This is a genomic window from Microbacterium paraoxydans, from assembly GCF_020524545.1.
GTDB classification, from domain to species: Bacteria; Actinomycetota; Actinomycetes; order Actinomycetales; family Microbacteriaceae; genus Microbacterium; species Microbacterium paraoxydans_C.
On sequence record NZ_JAIVLG010000007.1, the window covers coordinates 82885 to 96947 of the forward strand.

Consider the following 14063-nt stretch of genomic DNA (forward strand, 5'->3'; position numbering starts at 1 on the left):
TTCCCTGGAAGGGGGAACCATGGCCAGCAGCGGCGCACAGCAACGGGTGGACGTGACGGAGGCCGCGGCGGCGCTCGTGCGCGAACTCACCGCGCAGCACGGACCGCTCATGTTCCACCAGTCGGGCGGATGCTGCGACGGGTCAGCGCCGATGTGCTTCCCCGTCGGCATGTTCCTCACCAGCGAGGGCGACGTGCTGCTGGGCGCGATCGACGTCGGGCTCGCAGACCGTGTCGAGGTGTACATGTCCGAGTCGCAGTTCGAGTACTGGAAGTACACGCACCTCACCATCGACGTCGTGCCGGGGCGCGGTGCGGGGTTCAGCGTCGAAGGCCCCACCGGCATGAGGTTCCTGATCCGGTCCCGGATGCTGGATGACGCGGAGCTGGCGTACTTCGGGTTGGTCACGCCCTCGGGTTGAGGGCCGACTCAGCGCGGTAGTCGCGGCACCGCGTCGACGAGCGACCGCGTGTAGGGGTCCTGCGGGGCATGCAGCACGTCCGTCGTCGTGCCCTGCTCCACCACGCGGCCGTCCTTCAGCACCACGGTCCGGTCGCAAGCGGAGGCGATCGCGGTGAGGTCGTGCGACACCATCACGAGAGACAGGCCGTTCTCGCGGCGCAGTCGGTCGAGCAGCCGGAGCACCTGCACGCGGGTGGTGACGTCGAGGGCGCTGACCGGTTCGTCGGCGAGCAGCACGCGGGGGCGGGAGACCACGGCGCGGGCGATCGCGATGCGCTGACGCTGTCCGCCGGAGAACTCGTGCGGGTAGCGGCGCGCGGTGTCGGCGGGGAGCCCGACCGCGTCGAGGGCCTCGGTGATGCGGTGTCGCGCCTCGGCGCCGGATGCGAGGCCCAGCGAGCGCAGCGGTTCGCCGACGATACGGTCGATGCGCTGGCGGGGGTCGAGAGACGAGTACGGGTCCTGGAACACCGGCTGCACGCTCGCGCGGAAGCGGCGCATCTGGGCCCGGTCGCGCAGCACGAGCGGAGCGCCCTCGAACAGCACCTGTCCGCCGCGCGGAGCGTCGAGTCCGAGCATCAGTCGCAGGATCGTGGACTTGCCCGCCCCGGACTCCCCGACGAGGCCCAGCGAGTCGCCCTCGTCGAGGCGCAGTGACACGTCGTCGAGGACGGGACGGGGGCCGTAGGCGAAGCCCGCGCGCCGCAATTCGAGCAGCGTCATCGTCCGGCCTCCCCGGCGTCGAGGAACGCATCGAGCGCACGGGCGCTGTCGACCAGCATCCGTGTGTACGGCTCGGCCGGCTCCTCCAGCACCTGCGCCACCGAGCCCGCTTCGACGACGAGCCCGTCGCGCAGCACGACGATGCGATCCACCATGCGCGAGACGACGGCCAGGTCATGGCTGATGAACAGCAGCGCCATGCCGCGCTCGTCGACCAGGCGTTCGAGCAGTGCGAGCACGCCGTCCTGAACGGTCACGTCGAGCGCGGTCGTCGGCTCGTCGGCGATGAGCAGCTGCGGCCGGGCTGCGAGGGCGATGGCGATGGCCACGCGCTGGCGCTGGCCACCCGAGAGCTCATGCGGGTAGGCGCGCGCGATGCGGGCGTCCGACAGGGAGACCTCGTCGAGGGACGCGGAGACCGCGCTCTTCAGCTCCGTCCCGCGCAGACCGAGGTGGCGTCGCAGCGGCTCTGCTATCTGGCGCCCGACCCGCATCAGCGGATCGAGCGCGGTGAGCGGCTCCTGGAACACGATCTGCGCGACGGGTCCGCGCAGCGGTCGGAGGTCGGCGTCGCGTGCGCCGATCATCTGGTGGCCGTCGAGCAGCACCGAGCCCGACGCGTTGAGGGCATCCGGCAGCAGCCCGGTCACGGCCAGCGAGGTCAGCGACTTGCCCGAGCCGGACTCGCCGATCAGCCCCAGTCGTTCACCCGCCGCGAGCGAGAACGAGACGTCGCGCACGAGTGCGCCCGTGCCGGAGCGGACAGTGAGGCCGGAGACGTCGAGGATGCTCATCGGCTCCTCCTGCGGGTCGGGTCGGCGAGGTCGCGAAGGCCGTCGGCGAGGAAGTTCACCCCGAGCACGAGGGCGATGATGGCGACGCCGGGAGCGATGGCGCCGACGGGAGCCGTGAGCACGGTGCCCTGCGCCTCCTGCAGCATCCGTCCCCACGAGGCGTTGGGCGGCGGTGCTCCCAGCCCGAGGTACGACAGACTCGCCTCGGCCAATACCGCGGCGCCGAACTGCAGCGCCAGGCTCACGGCCAGGGTGGGCGCGATGTTGGGCAGCACGTGTTGGAACACGACACCGAGCACACCCGTGCCGCTCGTGCGCGCGGCGGTGATGTACTGCTCCTGCAGCACGCGGCGCGCGAGGATACGTGTGAGTCGCGCCACGACGGCCGACATCGCCAGACCGATCGCGAGCACCGCGGACCACAGCGACGCTCCCTGGACAGCGACCACCAGCATCGCCAGCAGCAGCACGGGGAACGCGATCACCACGTCGAGTCCTGCCGAGAGGGTGTCGTCGACCCAGGGGCGGGCGAACGCGGCGAGAAGGCCGATGAGCGTCCCGAGGAGAGCGGCGATGGCGACCGCGCACGTGCCGACGATGAGCGCGATCCGCGCGCCCCACATCAACTGCGAGAAGAGGTCGCGCCCGAGCCGATCGGTGCCGAGGAGATGCTGGGCGCTCGGACCCTCGAGTCGGCCACCGCTCGTGTCGGCGAGTGGATAGGGGAGCCAGAACAGGGAGACCAGGGCGATCAGGGCGATGATGCCGGTGAGGACGATGCCGATCACCAGGGTCGCCTTCGGCCGCCGGCGAACGCGCACGGGCGCGGTGATCAGCTGTTCGGCGACGCGGCTCATCGGTTCCCCGAGACGCTCGTGCGCAGCCGCGGGTCGATCAGGCGCTGCACGATGTCGGCGGCGAACCCGACCAGCAGCACGAAGAGGGTGCTGACGACGAGGACGCCCTGGATGACCTGGAAGTCGTGCTGCTCGATGGCCGACAGCAGCAGGCTGCCGAGCCCGGGGAGGGTGAAGACGCTCTCGACGACCACCGCGCCGAGGAGTGTCGTCGACAGCTCGATGCCGAGGATGGCGACGACGGGCACCGCGCCGTTGCGCACCCCGTGCCGGAGCAGCGCTTCACCCATGCCGGAGCCGCCGGCGCGGGCGGTGCGCAGATAGTCGCTGCCGAGTACGTCGAGCGTGGCCGAACGCACGTACCGGCTGAGAGAGGCGCTCATGACGATCACGATCGTGAAGATGGGCAGCGCGAGCGAGCGCAGCGCATCCGCCGGATCCTCCCAGTCCTTGCGGGGGAACCCGCCGGAAGGAAGCACACCGAGACCGAGCGCGAACACCCAGACGAGAACGACGCCCACCCAGAACACGGGGACGGCGACGCCGAGCTGCGCGAAGCCCGACAGCGCGATGCCGTACCAGCGGTCGGATTTCACCGCGGCGGTGATGCCGATGACGAGCGAGACGAGCAGTGCGACCGTGAAGGCGATGAGCGTGAGGGGAAGCGTCACGGCGAGGCGATCGGCGATGTCAGGTCCGACCGGACGGGAGCTCAGGAACGATTCGCCGAGATCGAAGCGGAGCAGCTGACCCGCCCAGGTGGTGAACTGCTGCAGCAGGGGCTGGTCCGAGCCGACCTGGGCGCGCGCGGCGGCGATCTGCTCGGGGGTGGCGTTCACCGAGAGCAGCGCGTTCGCCGGGTCGCCGGGGAGCAGGCGCAGCAGCACGAAGATCGCGACCATCGCGACGACGAGCGAGACCGCGAGGAACGCGAGGCGGCGCAGGAGATAGGCGAGCATGGCTTCTCGGGATGACGTGGGGGATGCCGACGCGCGGCATCCCCCACGTACGTCAGGACTTGACGATGTCGTAGGCGAAGAACTGCGAGTTCAGGCCGTTGACCGGATATCCGCTGAGGTCGCTGGAGGCGACCACGATCTGCGGGTACAGGTACAACCATACGCTCGCGGCATCCGCGGCGATCTTCTCATTGACCTGCTTCAAGAGCGCGGTCTGCTCGTCCGTCGTCGCGGCCTGCTCTGCGTCGGCGACCCACTGCTGCACATCGGCGTCGTCGTAGCCCCAGTAGAAGTCGGGGTTGCCGTACCAGACCACGTCGCGGTCGTTCACGTGCTCCTGCAGCGTGGCCTCGAAGTCCTGCTCCTTGAAGACCTTCGTGTACCACTCATCGGCGCTGATCGTGTTGATCTCGACCGTGATGCCGACCTCGGCGAGCTGTGACTGCAGGAACTCCGCGACGGCGGGGTGCGGGTCGTAGCTCGGGGTGTCGAGCGTGAACGTGAAGCCGTCGGCATAGCCCGCCTGCGCGAGCAGGTCCTTGGAGAGCTCGACGTCGTAGGGGTTCACGGAGGTGAGGTCTTCGTACCAGGGGTCGGTCGGCGGGACCATCGACCCGATCAGCGTGCCGTAGTCGCCCCAGATCGACTCGAGGAGCTTCTTCGTGTCGATCGCGGAGTAGACCGCCTTGCGCACGCGGGTGTCGTCGAAGGGGGCGATGCGGTCGTTGAAGGCGAGCAGCTCCTTCGTGGTCGAGGTGCCCTCGCTCACGACGTAGTCGTCCGAGTCGAACTGCGTCAGCGAGTCGGGGTTCTGCACGCTCGTGATGACGTCGATCTCCCCGGTGAGGAGGGCATTGTTCTCGGCCGTCGCGTCGGTGAAGTAGGTGTAGACGACCTCGCCGTTCTTGGCGGGCTCGCCCCAGTAGTCGTCCCAGCGCTGGAGGGTGAGCGTCGACCCCTTCTTCCACTCGTCGAGTGTGTAGGGGCCGGTGCCGTCCTCCGTGCTGGTGATGTCGCCGGCCTCGTCGTTCACGATCCACACGTAGCTGAGGTTGTACAGGAACGAGATCGACCGCTGCGACAGCGTGAACACGACCGTCTGGTCGTCGGGGGTGGCGATGTCGGCGATCGTCGTGAAGCTCGACTTGCGGGCCGAGACAGAGTCCTCGGCGGTGACGGCTTCGATGCTCGACTTCACGTCGGCGGAGGTGAGCGGGTCACCCGAGTGGAAGGTCACGTCGTCGCGCAGCGTGATCGTGTAGGTCAGGCCGTCGTCGGACACCTGGGCGTCCTCGGCGAGAAGGGGCTCGACCTCGCCGTCGTCCGTGAGCCGGTACAGGCCCTCGTAGACGTTGCCGGTGAGGGCTTCCGTCACCCCCTGGCCGCCGCCCTGGGTGTTGCTGAGGTTGGTCGGCTCGTACAGCGATCCGATGAAGATCGTGGCGTCTTCGCTCGCCGTGGCGTCGTCGCTCGTGCCGGACGCGCAGCCGGCCACGAGGGCGAGCGTGGCGAGCGCGCCGAGCGCGCCGAGGATGCGGGTTCTTCTCATGAGTGCTCCAGGGTGAGAGTGTGCGACGTCACGCCGCGTAGATGTCGAAGCCGTCGTGGAACACGACGTTCTTCTCGCCCGCTCGGATGGGCAGGGGGAAGCGGTTGGATGCCGGGGGCAGCGGGCAGTTGTACTGGGCGCTGAAACCGCACGGGGGCACGAACGCCCGGTTGAAGTCGAGGACCACGGAGCCCTCGTCGTCACGCAGCTGCACGAACAGGAAGCGCCCGGAGCCGTAGGTCTCCGCGCCGTTCGTCTCGTCCCCGAACACGAGCAGCAGTGTGCCGCCGTCGTCGAAGGCGGCGAGCGTGTACTCCTGGCCGCCGAGTTCGAGGCGGATGTCGCCGGGGACGACCAGGTCGCGGGTGCCGCCGTTGTCGCGGATGTGCTCGAACGACACACGACGGTCGCCGGAGACCGGGGTGAAGTGCCCTTCGAGAACCCAGGCCGGGTCGTAGTCGTAGGTGTCGATGCGGTCGAAGGAGCGGATGGCGGGGGCGTCGGCATCCCAGACGCGCAGTCCGTGCTCCGCCTCGCCGGTCTCGATGTCCGTGCGCTCGATCGGTGTCACCGTGACCGTGTCGGCTGCGGCGCGCTGTTCGGCGTCGAGGTCGGGGCGCTCGCCGGTCCAGCGGGTCTCGACCAGGGCGAGGTTTCCGGTCGCCGACGAGACGGCGGCGCGGCGCTCGGCCTGCCAGTGGGTGTGCTCTTCGCGTTCAGACATCACTTTCAATTCTCTTGCATGGAGAAGGCGGTCGGGTCGGAGTCGTCACTCGGGGTAACGCTGGGAGACACGCCCTCCATTCCGAGGACCTTCGTACGGGTATCTGCCGTACACTACTGCTATGAGTACTTCTGTTACGCCGCTGAAGAGCGCCCGCCTGGAATTCCGCGTCACGGCCGACCAGAAGGAGAGGATCGAAGAAGCGGCCGCAATCGAGGGCCGCACCGTCACGGATTTCTCGGCGTCGGTGCTGGTGGAGCGGGCGCAGGAGGTCATCGAACGCGAACGTCGATTGCGCGTCGATGCTGTCCGATTCGACGCCTTCATCGAGGTCATGGAACGCCCGCCTCGCACTGTCGAGGGCCTGCGAGAGCTGCTCAGCCGGGAGTCCGTCTTCGTTGACTGATTTCCTCATGCCCCGGCCTCTCACGGCAGGCGACAAGCTGTCCGATTTCCGTTGCGGGGAGCAGAGTCTCGACGGCTGGTTGCGAGGACGGGCCCGCTCGAACGAGAAGAGCGGTGCTTCCCGCACGATGGTCTCGGTCACGCGAGAGGGGAGGGTCGCGGGGTACTACTGCCTCTCCTCGAGTGCGCTCGACCGCGGCGACGGACCTCCGCCCCTCGCGGTCGGTATGCCCGTCTCCGTTCCGATCGTGCTGCTCGGGCGCCTCGCCGTCGACCGCGAGTACGCAGGACGCGGCCTCGGCGTCTCCCTCCTGCGGCACGCGACCGTGCGCGCACTCGAAGCCGCAGACGCCATCGGAGTGCGTGCCATCCTGGTGCACGCGATCAACGATGAGGTCGTGCCGTTCTACGAGCGCTTCGGTTTCGAACGGTTCCCCGGAGCGCAGCGCACGCTGTACCTCCTCGCCCAGGACGCCAGGGCTACCCTGTCATCGTGACCGGCTTCCGCTCGCCGAGGCGATCTCGGCATGCACCGCGCGGCGCAGCCACTCGGCGTAGCCGTCACTCGTCCACCCCGACTGCGTGACCAGCTGCTGGTAGCTCTCGGGGGAGAGCAGGAACGACAGGGCATCGGCGACCGCGGAGTCATCGATGTCCGGTGAGGCGAGGTCCCGGCGCCGCAGTTCCGAAACCAGCCCTCGGTAGTCCGCCCTGCGATGCTCGAGGATCCGGCAGAGCGCGTCGTCGACGACGGGATCCGACAGCGCAGCGCCCAGCAGCACCGTCCACAGGCCGTGTCCGCGCGCGTTGGCGGTCGTGATGTGCGTCAGCACCGTGTCGAGGAAGACGTCGTCCGGCAGGTCCACGAGCCCGATCGCGACTTCGGTGTCGGCGAGCGTCTCCGCTCCTTCCGAGCCGGAGAAGGTGACCTCGAAAGCGGCGATGAGCAGCTCGGCTTTCGATGCCGTCGTCTTCACGGTCTCGGCCGAGACCCCTGCCTCGCGTGCGATCGCGGCGATCGTGGTCGCCTGGTAGCCCTGCGTGGCGAAGAGGCGGGCGGACGCGGAGACGATGCGCTCGCGGGTCTCCAACGCCTGGCGTGCGCGCAACGCGGATCGATAGGTGCGGGGAGGGGTCTCAACCATTGACTTTCCTGATGGTGTGATCAATACTACGACGGTACATTCAATCGTAGCGAAAGGGCCCGGCATGTCCAGCTACCTCCTCACCTGCACGCCTGCACACGGCCACGTCCTGTCGCTGCTGCAGGTCGCGCGCCACCTCCTCTCCCAGGGCCACGACGTGAGCTTCCTCACGAGCAGCCGCTACTCCGATCGGGTCCAAGCGGTCGGGGCGCGCTTCGTCCCCCTCCCCGCCGAAGCGGATGTCGACCTCGACGACGCCGACGGTTCGTTCCCGGAGCGGAGAGGACTCACCGGCCCCGCCGCGCTTCGGTTCGACATGAGCACTCTCTTCGTGCGTCCGGGCGAAGCGCAGCTCGCCGCCGTCCAGGCAGAGCTCGCCGCCCACCCGGTCGATGCCGTCCTCACGGAACCGCTCTTCGTCGGGGGTGCTCTTCTGCAGCTCATGCCGGTCAACGAGCGGCCGCCCGTCGTCGTGCTCGGCATCTTCCCGCTCGGTGTGCGCAGCAGGGACACGGCGCCGTTCGGCCTGGGCGCCACGCCCGTCTCGGGGCCGATCGGCCGGCTGCGCAACGCCGCTTTGCGTGTGATCGCCGAGAGAGCGATCTTCGGCGGGGTGCAGAAGGAGGCCGACGAGATGGCCCGTCGCACGGTCGGTCGTGAGCTCGGCGGATTCGTTCTCGATTGGGCCGGTCGCTCTGACGCCTACGTGCAGTTCACCGTGCCCGAGTTCGAGTACCCGCGCTCCGACCTGCCGGCGAGCGTGCACTTCGCGGGACCGCTGCCGTCCGCGCCGTCGACGACCGGTGTGCCGGAGTGGTGGTCCGATCTCGACGGATCCCGTCCCGTGGTGCACGTCACTCAGGGCACGATCGCCAACTCCGACTTCGGACAGCTCGTCGTCCCGACGATCACGGCTCTCGCGGACTCCGATGTCCTCGTGGTGGTCACCACGGGCGGACGACCGCTCGACGCCCTGGGGGTCACGCTGCCGGACAACGTGCGCGTGGCGGAGTACCTGCCCTACGACTGTCTGCTCCCGCTGGTCGACGTGCTGGTCACCAACGGTGGCTACGGAGGCGTCCAGCAGGCGCTCGCCCACGGGATCCCGCTCGTGGTCGCGGGCCAGACCGAAGACAAGGTCGAGGTGTCGGCGCGTGTCGGGTGGTCGGGCGCCGGGGTGAACCTGCGCACGACGAACGCGACGCCGGTCCAGGTCGCCCGCGCCGTGCAGCGCGTCCTGTCGGAGCCGGCATTCCGCGCGAACGCGGAGCGCATCGGCACGGCCATGCGCGACGCCGACGCGGAACGCGCGCTCGATCGCGTCCTGGACGGGGTCTCGGCGCAGTGGAGTCGTACGCGCCCTCGCGCCGGCCGACCGGATGGCCTGTGAAAGCGCATTCCGACGCATGGATGCAACGCGTTGCAACCTCGTCCGGTATACCATTCCGGTATACGCCCAGCAGCGTCAGTCCCCAGCTGACCGTGGGCGGGGCGGCACAGCCGCCATGCGGAGGGAGAGTCGATCTTCTTTCGATCCCGAGGGGGGATGGGGTGGGAGTTCGGTCCCCAGCCGGCACCCACCCCCACACTCGGTCCTGCGTCACATGATCCGGCTCACGACCCAGAACGCGACGAACCCGATCACGATGATGATCGGCACCCAGGTGCCGCCGCGTTTCAGACGGCGCCCCTGCGGCGCCACGCCCGGCGGCGGTGTGAGCAGGCCCGCGGGCGGTGCGAAGGGGAGCTCCTGGTTCGGCGGAGCGACGGATGCGGCGGCTCCCGGGTGCTCCGCGATCAGCCGGTCGTCACGCCACCGCGCCCACTGATCGAACTTGGTCAGCAGTGCGCCCACCACGCCGAACAGCCAGGCCCAGGTTGCGGGGTCGAGCGTCGATACCTTGCGCTGCGTGTAGAGGAAGAGCCAGTCGTCGACGATCTCGACGTCGAGCTGGGCGGCGTTGTCGATGAACCGCGCCATGATGTCGGGCGTGAACAGATAGAGCGCGTCCCGCTCGTAGCCGGAGGGGCAGTAGAGGGTGAAGTGCCGGTCGAAATCGCCTTCGAGCGAGAGGCGTTGCGCCTTCTGGAACGACGCCGGCAGGTTCGACCCGAAGCCGTTGTTCCCCTTCGCGTCGAGGACGATGTTCGGCAGCGGCACGTCGAGCTTCACCGCGACGTAGCCCCAGCGGTACGTCGTCGAGTTCTTCCCCGACCGCACCGTGTACTGGTAGTTGCCGAACTCGACGAAACGCGGCCGGGTTCCTCGGATCAGATCGGTCGCCTGGCGCGCGCGTCCGAGGCTGAAGATCATGCCGGGAAGCGGCGGGTCGATGATCTTCGGCTCGTACGACATGCCGTTGGCCCGGGCGAAGCGATCGAGCCTGTACCGCGTCGCCTGCGCGTTGCGCACGCTCAGCCAGATCATCACCCCCGCCGCCGCGATGAGGAGCAGGATGAGCACCAGCGGGATGGCGGCGGTGGCGGGAGAGCCGCCGAAGGACGCGAACGCCAGCACCACGCTCACGAAGACCGGGATCATCACGACCGCGGCGATCACCGCCACCACGATGCCGATGACGGTGGACGCCGACATGCCTGCGGTCCGGCGAGAACGGAGCTCCGCGGCGAAGGCGCGCACCGATGCCGCGTCGACCGGTTCGGTGAGCGGCCGCGGGTCGAAGGTCAGCTGCGGCGGCGTCACCGGTTCACCGTGTCGGCATCCCACGTGAGCGCGGCACCCTCGGGAATCGGGAATGCCTCCAGGCGCTCGTCCGCGCAGAGCGCGTCGATCAGGGCGGACGAGCCGGCCACGACCGTCGAATCGAAGTCGACCTCGCTCACGAGGACCCACGAACGGTCTTCCGGCCACAGGATGCTCGGACTCTGAGCCGAGGGCGCGAACCCGTGCGCCTCGGCCACGTGATCGCGCCAGGGAACGTGCAGGATCCAGTCCGGGTCGGCGAAAACGCGCGGCGCGGCGGAGAACAGCACGTGGCCGCGGTCGGTCAGCTGAAGGCGCGGCCCCTCCGAGATCTCGCGAGACAGGATGCCCTCCTGCCAGGTGGACTTGCGGAAGACGTTGTTGAACGGATCTCTCGTGCTGCGGTCGAGCATCGCCTGGTGGTTCGGGTCGTCCGAGAAGGAGAGGAATGACCGCGAAGGCGAGATGCCGACGAAGCCGAGAAGACCGCCTCGTCCTTCCCAGAGCGCTGCGACCCCGGCATCGGGGGACTGCGTGTGGTCGGCGAGGTGTGCGGCGACGGCCGCCAGGAGATGCGGGTCGAGCTCCCCCTCGATCGGGGCCGAGAACTCGCGGCCGTCGGGGGCGGTCCGGACGCCCCAGTCACCGTCCGCGGGTGTGCGCACGAGACGCTGCCACTGCGCGAGCGGATGCAGGACCGTGCCGAACGCCGCCGCGGTCTGCGCCCAGGTGACCGTCTCATCGACGAACCGGGCGACGAGGGCCTGGTGCTCCGCCTCCGGCATCCGGACCATTTCCTCGGCCGTCGGCACCGCACGATCCGGGAGGGATCGGGCGACGGCCGGATGCAGCACACGGGCATAGGCCGGGAAGCCGCGGGGGACCACCCCGTGCATCGTCTCGTGACCTGCGTCGAGCCGCTCGTGCAGCCATGCCCCCGCCGAGGGATCGGATATCCACTCCATGCCACCACGCTACCCGGGGCTGTGTCGCCGGAGCCGGGGCGCGCGAACGGCTCGTGACGCGATCCCCCATAATCGAGGGTGTGACTGCGACTGCAACCCTCCCTTCTCTCGACGGCCGCCGCTTCCGGATGATCTCGTCCACCACCTCGGCGGTCGACCCGGAATCCCCGAGCATCTTCGAGTACTTCGAGCGCGACGGCGCGATCTGGGGCGGGTACGAGGGCGACACGGTCACGTTCGGCAAGTTCGTCGGCACGCGTACCGGGGACACGATCTGGGTGTCGTTCGTGCACGTGCTCAAGGCCGACGGCACGGTCGTGACCGGAGACGGCGAGAGCGAGCTCGAGCTCACCGACGACGGCGGCATCCGTCTGGTCGAGCACTACGAGATGCACGGACTCCCGCAGCTGAGCGTGTGCGAGGAGATCGCAGCCTGACGTCGAGTCGGCCTCAGCGCGGCGGCAGAGTGTCGCGTCCGGGTGAGGCTGGTGTCCAGCGCGTCATCCCGAGCGGGATCTCTGTGTCGCGCTCCGGCAGGTCACCTGGCAGCAGATAGGAGCGGCGGATCACCTCGTCGAGCACCACGACGCTGACGACCGTGCGAACCTCGGGAAGCTGCGCGATCACCCCGGTCGAGAACTCGTGCACGCCGCTGACGTCGACCGCGCGGATGAGCAGCATCGCATCGTGTTCGCCGGTCGTGATGGCGCACCATTCGACATCGGGCATCTCGAGCACTCGCTCGCGGAACGACGCCCACGCCTGAGGCATCACGGTGACGAACACCAGTGCTCCGATCGACAGCCCCGCCTTCGCCTGGTCGACTCGCGCGGTGAAGCCCGTGATCACACCGTCGTGCACCAGCGATTCGACCCGCGTGTAGGCGTTCGCGCGGGAGATGCCGATCTTCTCGGCGAGTGCCGCGATCGAGACGCGACCGTTATCCCGCAGGACTTCGAGGATTCTGTATGCCGTCTCGTCCAAAGGGGCAGCACTTCGTCCAGAATGCTTCGAGTGTTCCGCATCCTTGCTGGACATATTGTTCCTCACATTCGAGGTTCTGGACAGAGCGTGTCGAGGTGACCCGCTCTTGCTGGACACATCGTCGCATATGATGCGAATCTGATCCACGGTCGTCCACATCGGTGGCGACTCACCCGAATGTACTCCTCGCCTCTGGAGGCCCTCATGTCGTCACGCCGTATCACGCCGGTCATCGCGTTCGGAGCGGTTGCGCTCCTCGCGCTCGCAGGATGCTCGGGAGGGAACTCCGCCAACAACGGCGACAACTCCTCCGGCTCCGACTCCCTCGTCATCGACACCGCGTTCTCGATCGAGACCACCGACCCGGGTCACACCTACGACCCGACCGGCAACATGATCGCGAAGGCGCTGTACGAGACCCTCGTCGACTTCGAGGGCTCCGACGTCTCGACCCCCGTGCCCGGGCTCGCCTCGTGGGAGCAGAACGATGAGGCCACCGAGTTCACGTTCACGCTCGAGGGCGACCGCGTCTTCTCCGACGGCTCGCCGATCGAGGCGAAGGACGTCGTCTTCTCGCTGCAGCGCATCCAGGGCATGGAAGACGCCAAGCCGAACTTCCTCCTCGGTGGTCTGACCATCACCGAGGTCGACGAGAAGACGATCCGCTTCACGTCCGAGACCCCGCTGCTGCAGCTGCCCGCGATCCTCGCGAACCCCGCACTGGGCATCGTCAACTCCGACGTCGTGCTCGAGAACGGCGGCGCGACCGACGGCACCGACTCGGCGCAGGGGTTCCTGGACGGCGCTTCCGCAGGCTCCGGCCCGTTCGTGCTCGACACCCTCGACCTCAGCTCGCAGGTCGTGCTGACCAAGAACGACGAGTACAACGGCGACGAGGCATCGGACTTCGCCCGCGTGGTCGTGCGCAACGTGTCGGAGAGCGCCACGCAGCTCGCCAACCTCAAGGGCGGCGACTCGATGGTCGCGATGGACCTGAACGGCGACCAGGTCGCCGGTCTCGGCGACGGCATCACGGTCGACTCCGTTCCCTCCGGTCAGACGATCTTCCTTCTTCTGAACCAGTCCGAAGCGGTCGCCGGTGAGCTGGCGAACGTCAAGATCGCCGAGGCGATCCGCTACGCACTCGACTACGACTCACTCCTGGAGCTGGCCGGTGCCGGATCCGTGCAGGCGACCGGAGTCATCCCGCCCGGATTCGAGGGGGCGCTCGACGAGGGCGTGACGCAGGACCTCGCCAAGTCGAAGGCCGCGCTCGACGAAGCCGGCTACACGGGGCAGACCCTGACCCTGCAGTTCCCGAACGACTACCCGGTCGGCGGCGTGGAGTTCACCCCGCTCGCCGAGCGCGTCCAGGCACAGCTCAAGGACGCCGGCATCACGGTCGACCTGGCACCCGCGCCGTTCGCGACCGAGCTCGACGCCTACGTCAACGGCACGGAGGGCTTCGGCCTCTGGTTCTGGGGCCCGGACTACGCGGACTCCGCGAACTTCCTGCCCTTCGGTCCCGGGCTGAAGGTCGGCCTGCGCGCCGGCTGGGAGGCAGACGCGAACCCGGAGATCGCCGGGATCGCGGCCGGTGCCGCCGCCGCGACCGACGCCGACCAGCGCACCGCCGCCTTCACGGAGTTCGCCGAGGCCATGCAGGCCGAGGGCCCGTTCGTTCCGATGATCGTCCCCGGTCGCAACATCTCCTCCGCTGACAGCGTGAAGGGCGCCGTGTACAACTCCGTGTGGGAGATGGACATCGCCGAGATCACGCCGGCCGGCTGAG

Annotated in this window: 16 protein-coding genes; 6 read left to right on the forward strand and 10 right to left on the reverse strand. The window is 68.7% G+C overall.

Translation table 11 applies throughout. From position 1 onward, the window contains the following. Positions 1 to 19 precede the first annotated feature (19 nt). Positions 20 to 421 (forward strand): DUF779 domain-containing protein, encoded by a 402-nt coding sequence (locus LC041_RS15065; RefSeq protein WP_226533911.1) that lies wholly within the window; start codon positions 20 to 22, stop codon positions 419 to 421. A gap of 8 nt (positions 422 to 429) precedes the next feature. On the opposite strand, the gene LC041_RS15070 is transcribed toward LC041_RS15065, so the two are convergent. The 6 genes from LC041_RS15070 to LC041_RS15095 are packed head-to-tail and all read right to left on the reverse strand — an operon-like array spanning position 430 to position 6068. Beyond that, positions 430 to 1185: an ABC transporter ATP-binding protein gene (locus LC041_RS15070; RefSeq protein ID WP_226533912.1), complete on the reverse strand. Its 756-nt coding sequence runs from the start codon at positions 1183 to 1185 to the stop codon at positions 430 to 432. Continuing rightward, on the reverse strand, positions 1182 to 1979 hold the full coding sequence (locus tag LC041_RS15075) for an ATP-binding cassette domain-containing protein (protein ID WP_226533913.1): 798 nt from the start codon (positions 1977 to 1979) through the stop codon (positions 1182 to 1184). Before LC041_RS15075 ends, LC041_RS15070 begins: the two co-directional genes overlap by 4 nt. Then, the gene (locus LC041_RS15080) at positions 1976 to 2836 is read right to left on the reverse strand and encodes an ABC transporter permease (RefSeq protein WP_226533914.1); all 861 of its coding nucleotides are present in this window, start codon (positions 2834 to 2836) and stop codon (positions 1976 to 1978) included. The genes LC041_RS15075 and LC041_RS15080 overlap by 4 nt, the downstream gene beginning before the upstream one ends. Beyond that, the gene (locus tag LC041_RS15085) at positions 2833 to 3795 is read right to left on the reverse strand and encodes an ABC transporter permease (protein WP_226533915.1); all 963 of its coding nucleotides are present in this window, start codon (positions 3793 to 3795) and stop codon (positions 2833 to 2835) included. Before LC041_RS15085 ends, LC041_RS15080 begins: the two co-directional genes overlap by 4 nt. 52 nt (positions 3796 to 3847) lie before the next feature. Then, positions 3848 to 5344 carry an ABC transporter substrate-binding protein gene (locus tag LC041_RS15090; RefSeq protein WP_226533916.1) on the reverse strand — a complete coding sequence of 499 codons (1497 nt, stop codon included), beginning with the start codon at positions 5342 to 5344 and terminating at the stop codon, positions 3848 to 3850. A 28-nt stretch (positions 5345 to 5372) separates the two neighbouring features. Continuing rightward, the gene (locus tag LC041_RS15095; protein ID WP_226533917.1) at positions 5373 to 6068 is read right to left on the reverse strand and encodes a DUF1684 domain-containing protein; all 696 of its coding nucleotides are present in this window, start codon (positions 6066 to 6068) and stop codon (positions 5373 to 5375) included. Positions 6069 to 6189: 121 nt separating this feature from the next. Between LC041_RS15095 and LC041_RS15100 the strand changes: the two genes are divergently transcribed. Further along, positions 6190 to 6474: a type II toxin-antitoxin system TacA family antitoxin gene (locus LC041_RS15100; protein ID WP_226533918.1), complete on the forward strand. Its 285-nt coding sequence runs from the start codon at positions 6190 to 6192 to the stop codon at positions 6472 to 6474. Between the two features lie 7 nt (positions 6475 to 6481). Further along, positions 6482 to 6970 (forward strand): GNAT family N-acetyltransferase, encoded by a 489-nt coding sequence (locus LC041_RS15105; protein WP_226533919.1) that lies wholly within the window; start codon positions 6482 to 6484, stop codon positions 6968 to 6970. Here LC041_RS15105 and LC041_RS15110 read toward each other — a convergent pair. Next, a complete protein-coding gene (locus tag LC041_RS15110; protein WP_226533920.1) occupies positions 6962 to 7618 on the reverse strand; it encodes a TetR/AcrR family transcriptional regulator in 657 nt (218 codons plus the stop codon). The genes LC041_RS15105 and LC041_RS15110 overlap by 9 nt on opposite strands. Positions 7619 to 7682: 64 nt before the next feature. On the opposite strand from LC041_RS15110, the gene LC041_RS15115 reads away from it, so the two are divergent. Continuing rightward, a complete protein-coding gene (locus LC041_RS15115) occupies positions 7683 to 9008 on the forward strand; it encodes a glycosyltransferase (RefSeq protein WP_226533921.1) in 1326 nt (441 codons plus the stop codon). Positions 9009 to 9218: 210 nt separating this feature from the next. Here the strand turns inward: LC041_RS15115 and LC041_RS15120 are convergent, their stop codons facing one another. Beyond that, positions 9219 to 10322, reverse strand: a complete 1104-nt coding sequence (locus LC041_RS15120) for a DUF3137 domain-containing protein (protein WP_226533922.1) — start codon at positions 10320 to 10322, stop codon at positions 9219 to 9221. Then, positions 10319 to 11287 (reverse strand): hypothetical protein, encoded by a 969-nt coding sequence (locus tag LC041_RS15125; RefSeq protein WP_226533923.1) that lies wholly within the window; start codon positions 11285 to 11287, stop codon positions 10319 to 10321. The genes LC041_RS15120 and LC041_RS15125 overlap by 4 nt, the downstream gene beginning before the upstream one ends. An 80-nt stretch (positions 11288 to 11367) precedes the next feature. On the opposite strand from LC041_RS15125, the gene LC041_RS15130 reads away from it, so the two are divergent. After that, positions 11368 to 11724 (forward strand): hypothetical protein, encoded by a 357-nt coding sequence (locus LC041_RS15130; protein ID WP_226533924.1) that lies wholly within the window; start codon positions 11368 to 11370, stop codon positions 11722 to 11724. 13 nt (positions 11725 to 11737) lie between these two features. On the opposite strand, the gene LC041_RS15135 is transcribed toward LC041_RS15130, so the two are convergent. Beyond that, complete coding sequence (locus LC041_RS15135) at positions 11738 to 12271, reverse strand: Lrp/AsnC family transcriptional regulator (protein WP_226533925.1); 534 nt, start codon at positions 12269 to 12271, stop codon at positions 11738 to 11740. Positions 12272 to 12475: 204 nt separating this feature from the next. On the opposite strand from LC041_RS15135, the gene LC041_RS15140 reads away from it, so the two are divergent. Next, complete coding sequence (locus LC041_RS15140; protein WP_226533926.1) at positions 12476 to 14062, forward strand: ABC transporter substrate-binding protein; 1587 nt, start codon at positions 12476 to 12478, stop codon at positions 14060 to 14062. Position 14063 lies beyond the last annotated feature (1 nt).

Coding starts and splice junctions, on each gene's coding strand:
- LC041_RS15065 (WP_226533911.1), top strand. CDS start 20: ATGGCCAGCAGCGGCGCACAGCAACGGGTGGACGTGACGGAGGCCGCG.
- LC041_RS15070 (WP_226533912.1), bottom strand. CDS start 1,185: ATGACGCTGCTCGAATTGCGGCGCGCGGGCTTCGCCTACGGCCCCCGT.
- LC041_RS15140 (WP_226533926.1), top strand. CDS start 12,476: ATGTCGTCACGCCGTATCACGCCGGTCATCGCGTTCGGAGCGGTTGCG.
- LC041_RS15115 (WP_226533921.1), top strand. CDS start 7,683: ATGTCCAGCTACCTCCTCACCTGCACGCCTGCACACGGCCACGTCCTG.
- LC041_RS15100 (WP_226533918.1), top strand. CDS start 6,190: ATGAGTACTTCTGTTACGCCGCTGAAGAGCGCCCGCCTGGAATTCCGC.
- LC041_RS15075 (WP_226533913.1), bottom strand. CDS start 1,979: ATGAGCATCCTCGACGTCTCCGGCCTCACTGTCCGCTCCGGCACGGGC.
- LC041_RS15085 (WP_226533915.1), bottom strand. CDS start 3,795: ATGCTCGCCTATCTCCTGCGCCGCCTCGCGTTCCTCGCGGTCTCGCTC.
- LC041_RS15090 (WP_226533916.1), bottom strand. CDS start 5,344: ATGAGAAGAACCCGCATCCTCGGCGCGCTCGGCGCGCTCGCCACGCTC.
- LC041_RS15125 (WP_226533923.1), bottom strand. CDS start 11,287: ATGGAGTGGATATCCGATCCCTCGGCGGGGGCATGGCTGCACGAGCGG.
- LC041_RS15110 (WP_226533920.1), bottom strand. CDS start 7,618: ATGGTTGAGACCCCTCCCCGCACCTATCGATCCGCGTTGCGCGCACGC.
- LC041_RS15105 (WP_226533919.1), top strand. CDS start 6,482: ATGCCCCGGCCTCTCACGGCAGGCGACAAGCTGTCCGATTTCCGTTGC.
- LC041_RS15095 (WP_226533917.1), bottom strand. CDS start 6,068: ATGTCTGAACGCGAAGAGCACACCCACTGGCAGGCCGAGCGCCGCGCC.
- LC041_RS15080 (WP_226533914.1), bottom strand. CDS start 2,836: ATGAGCCGCGTCGCCGAACAGCTGATCACCGCGCCCGTGCGCGTTCGC.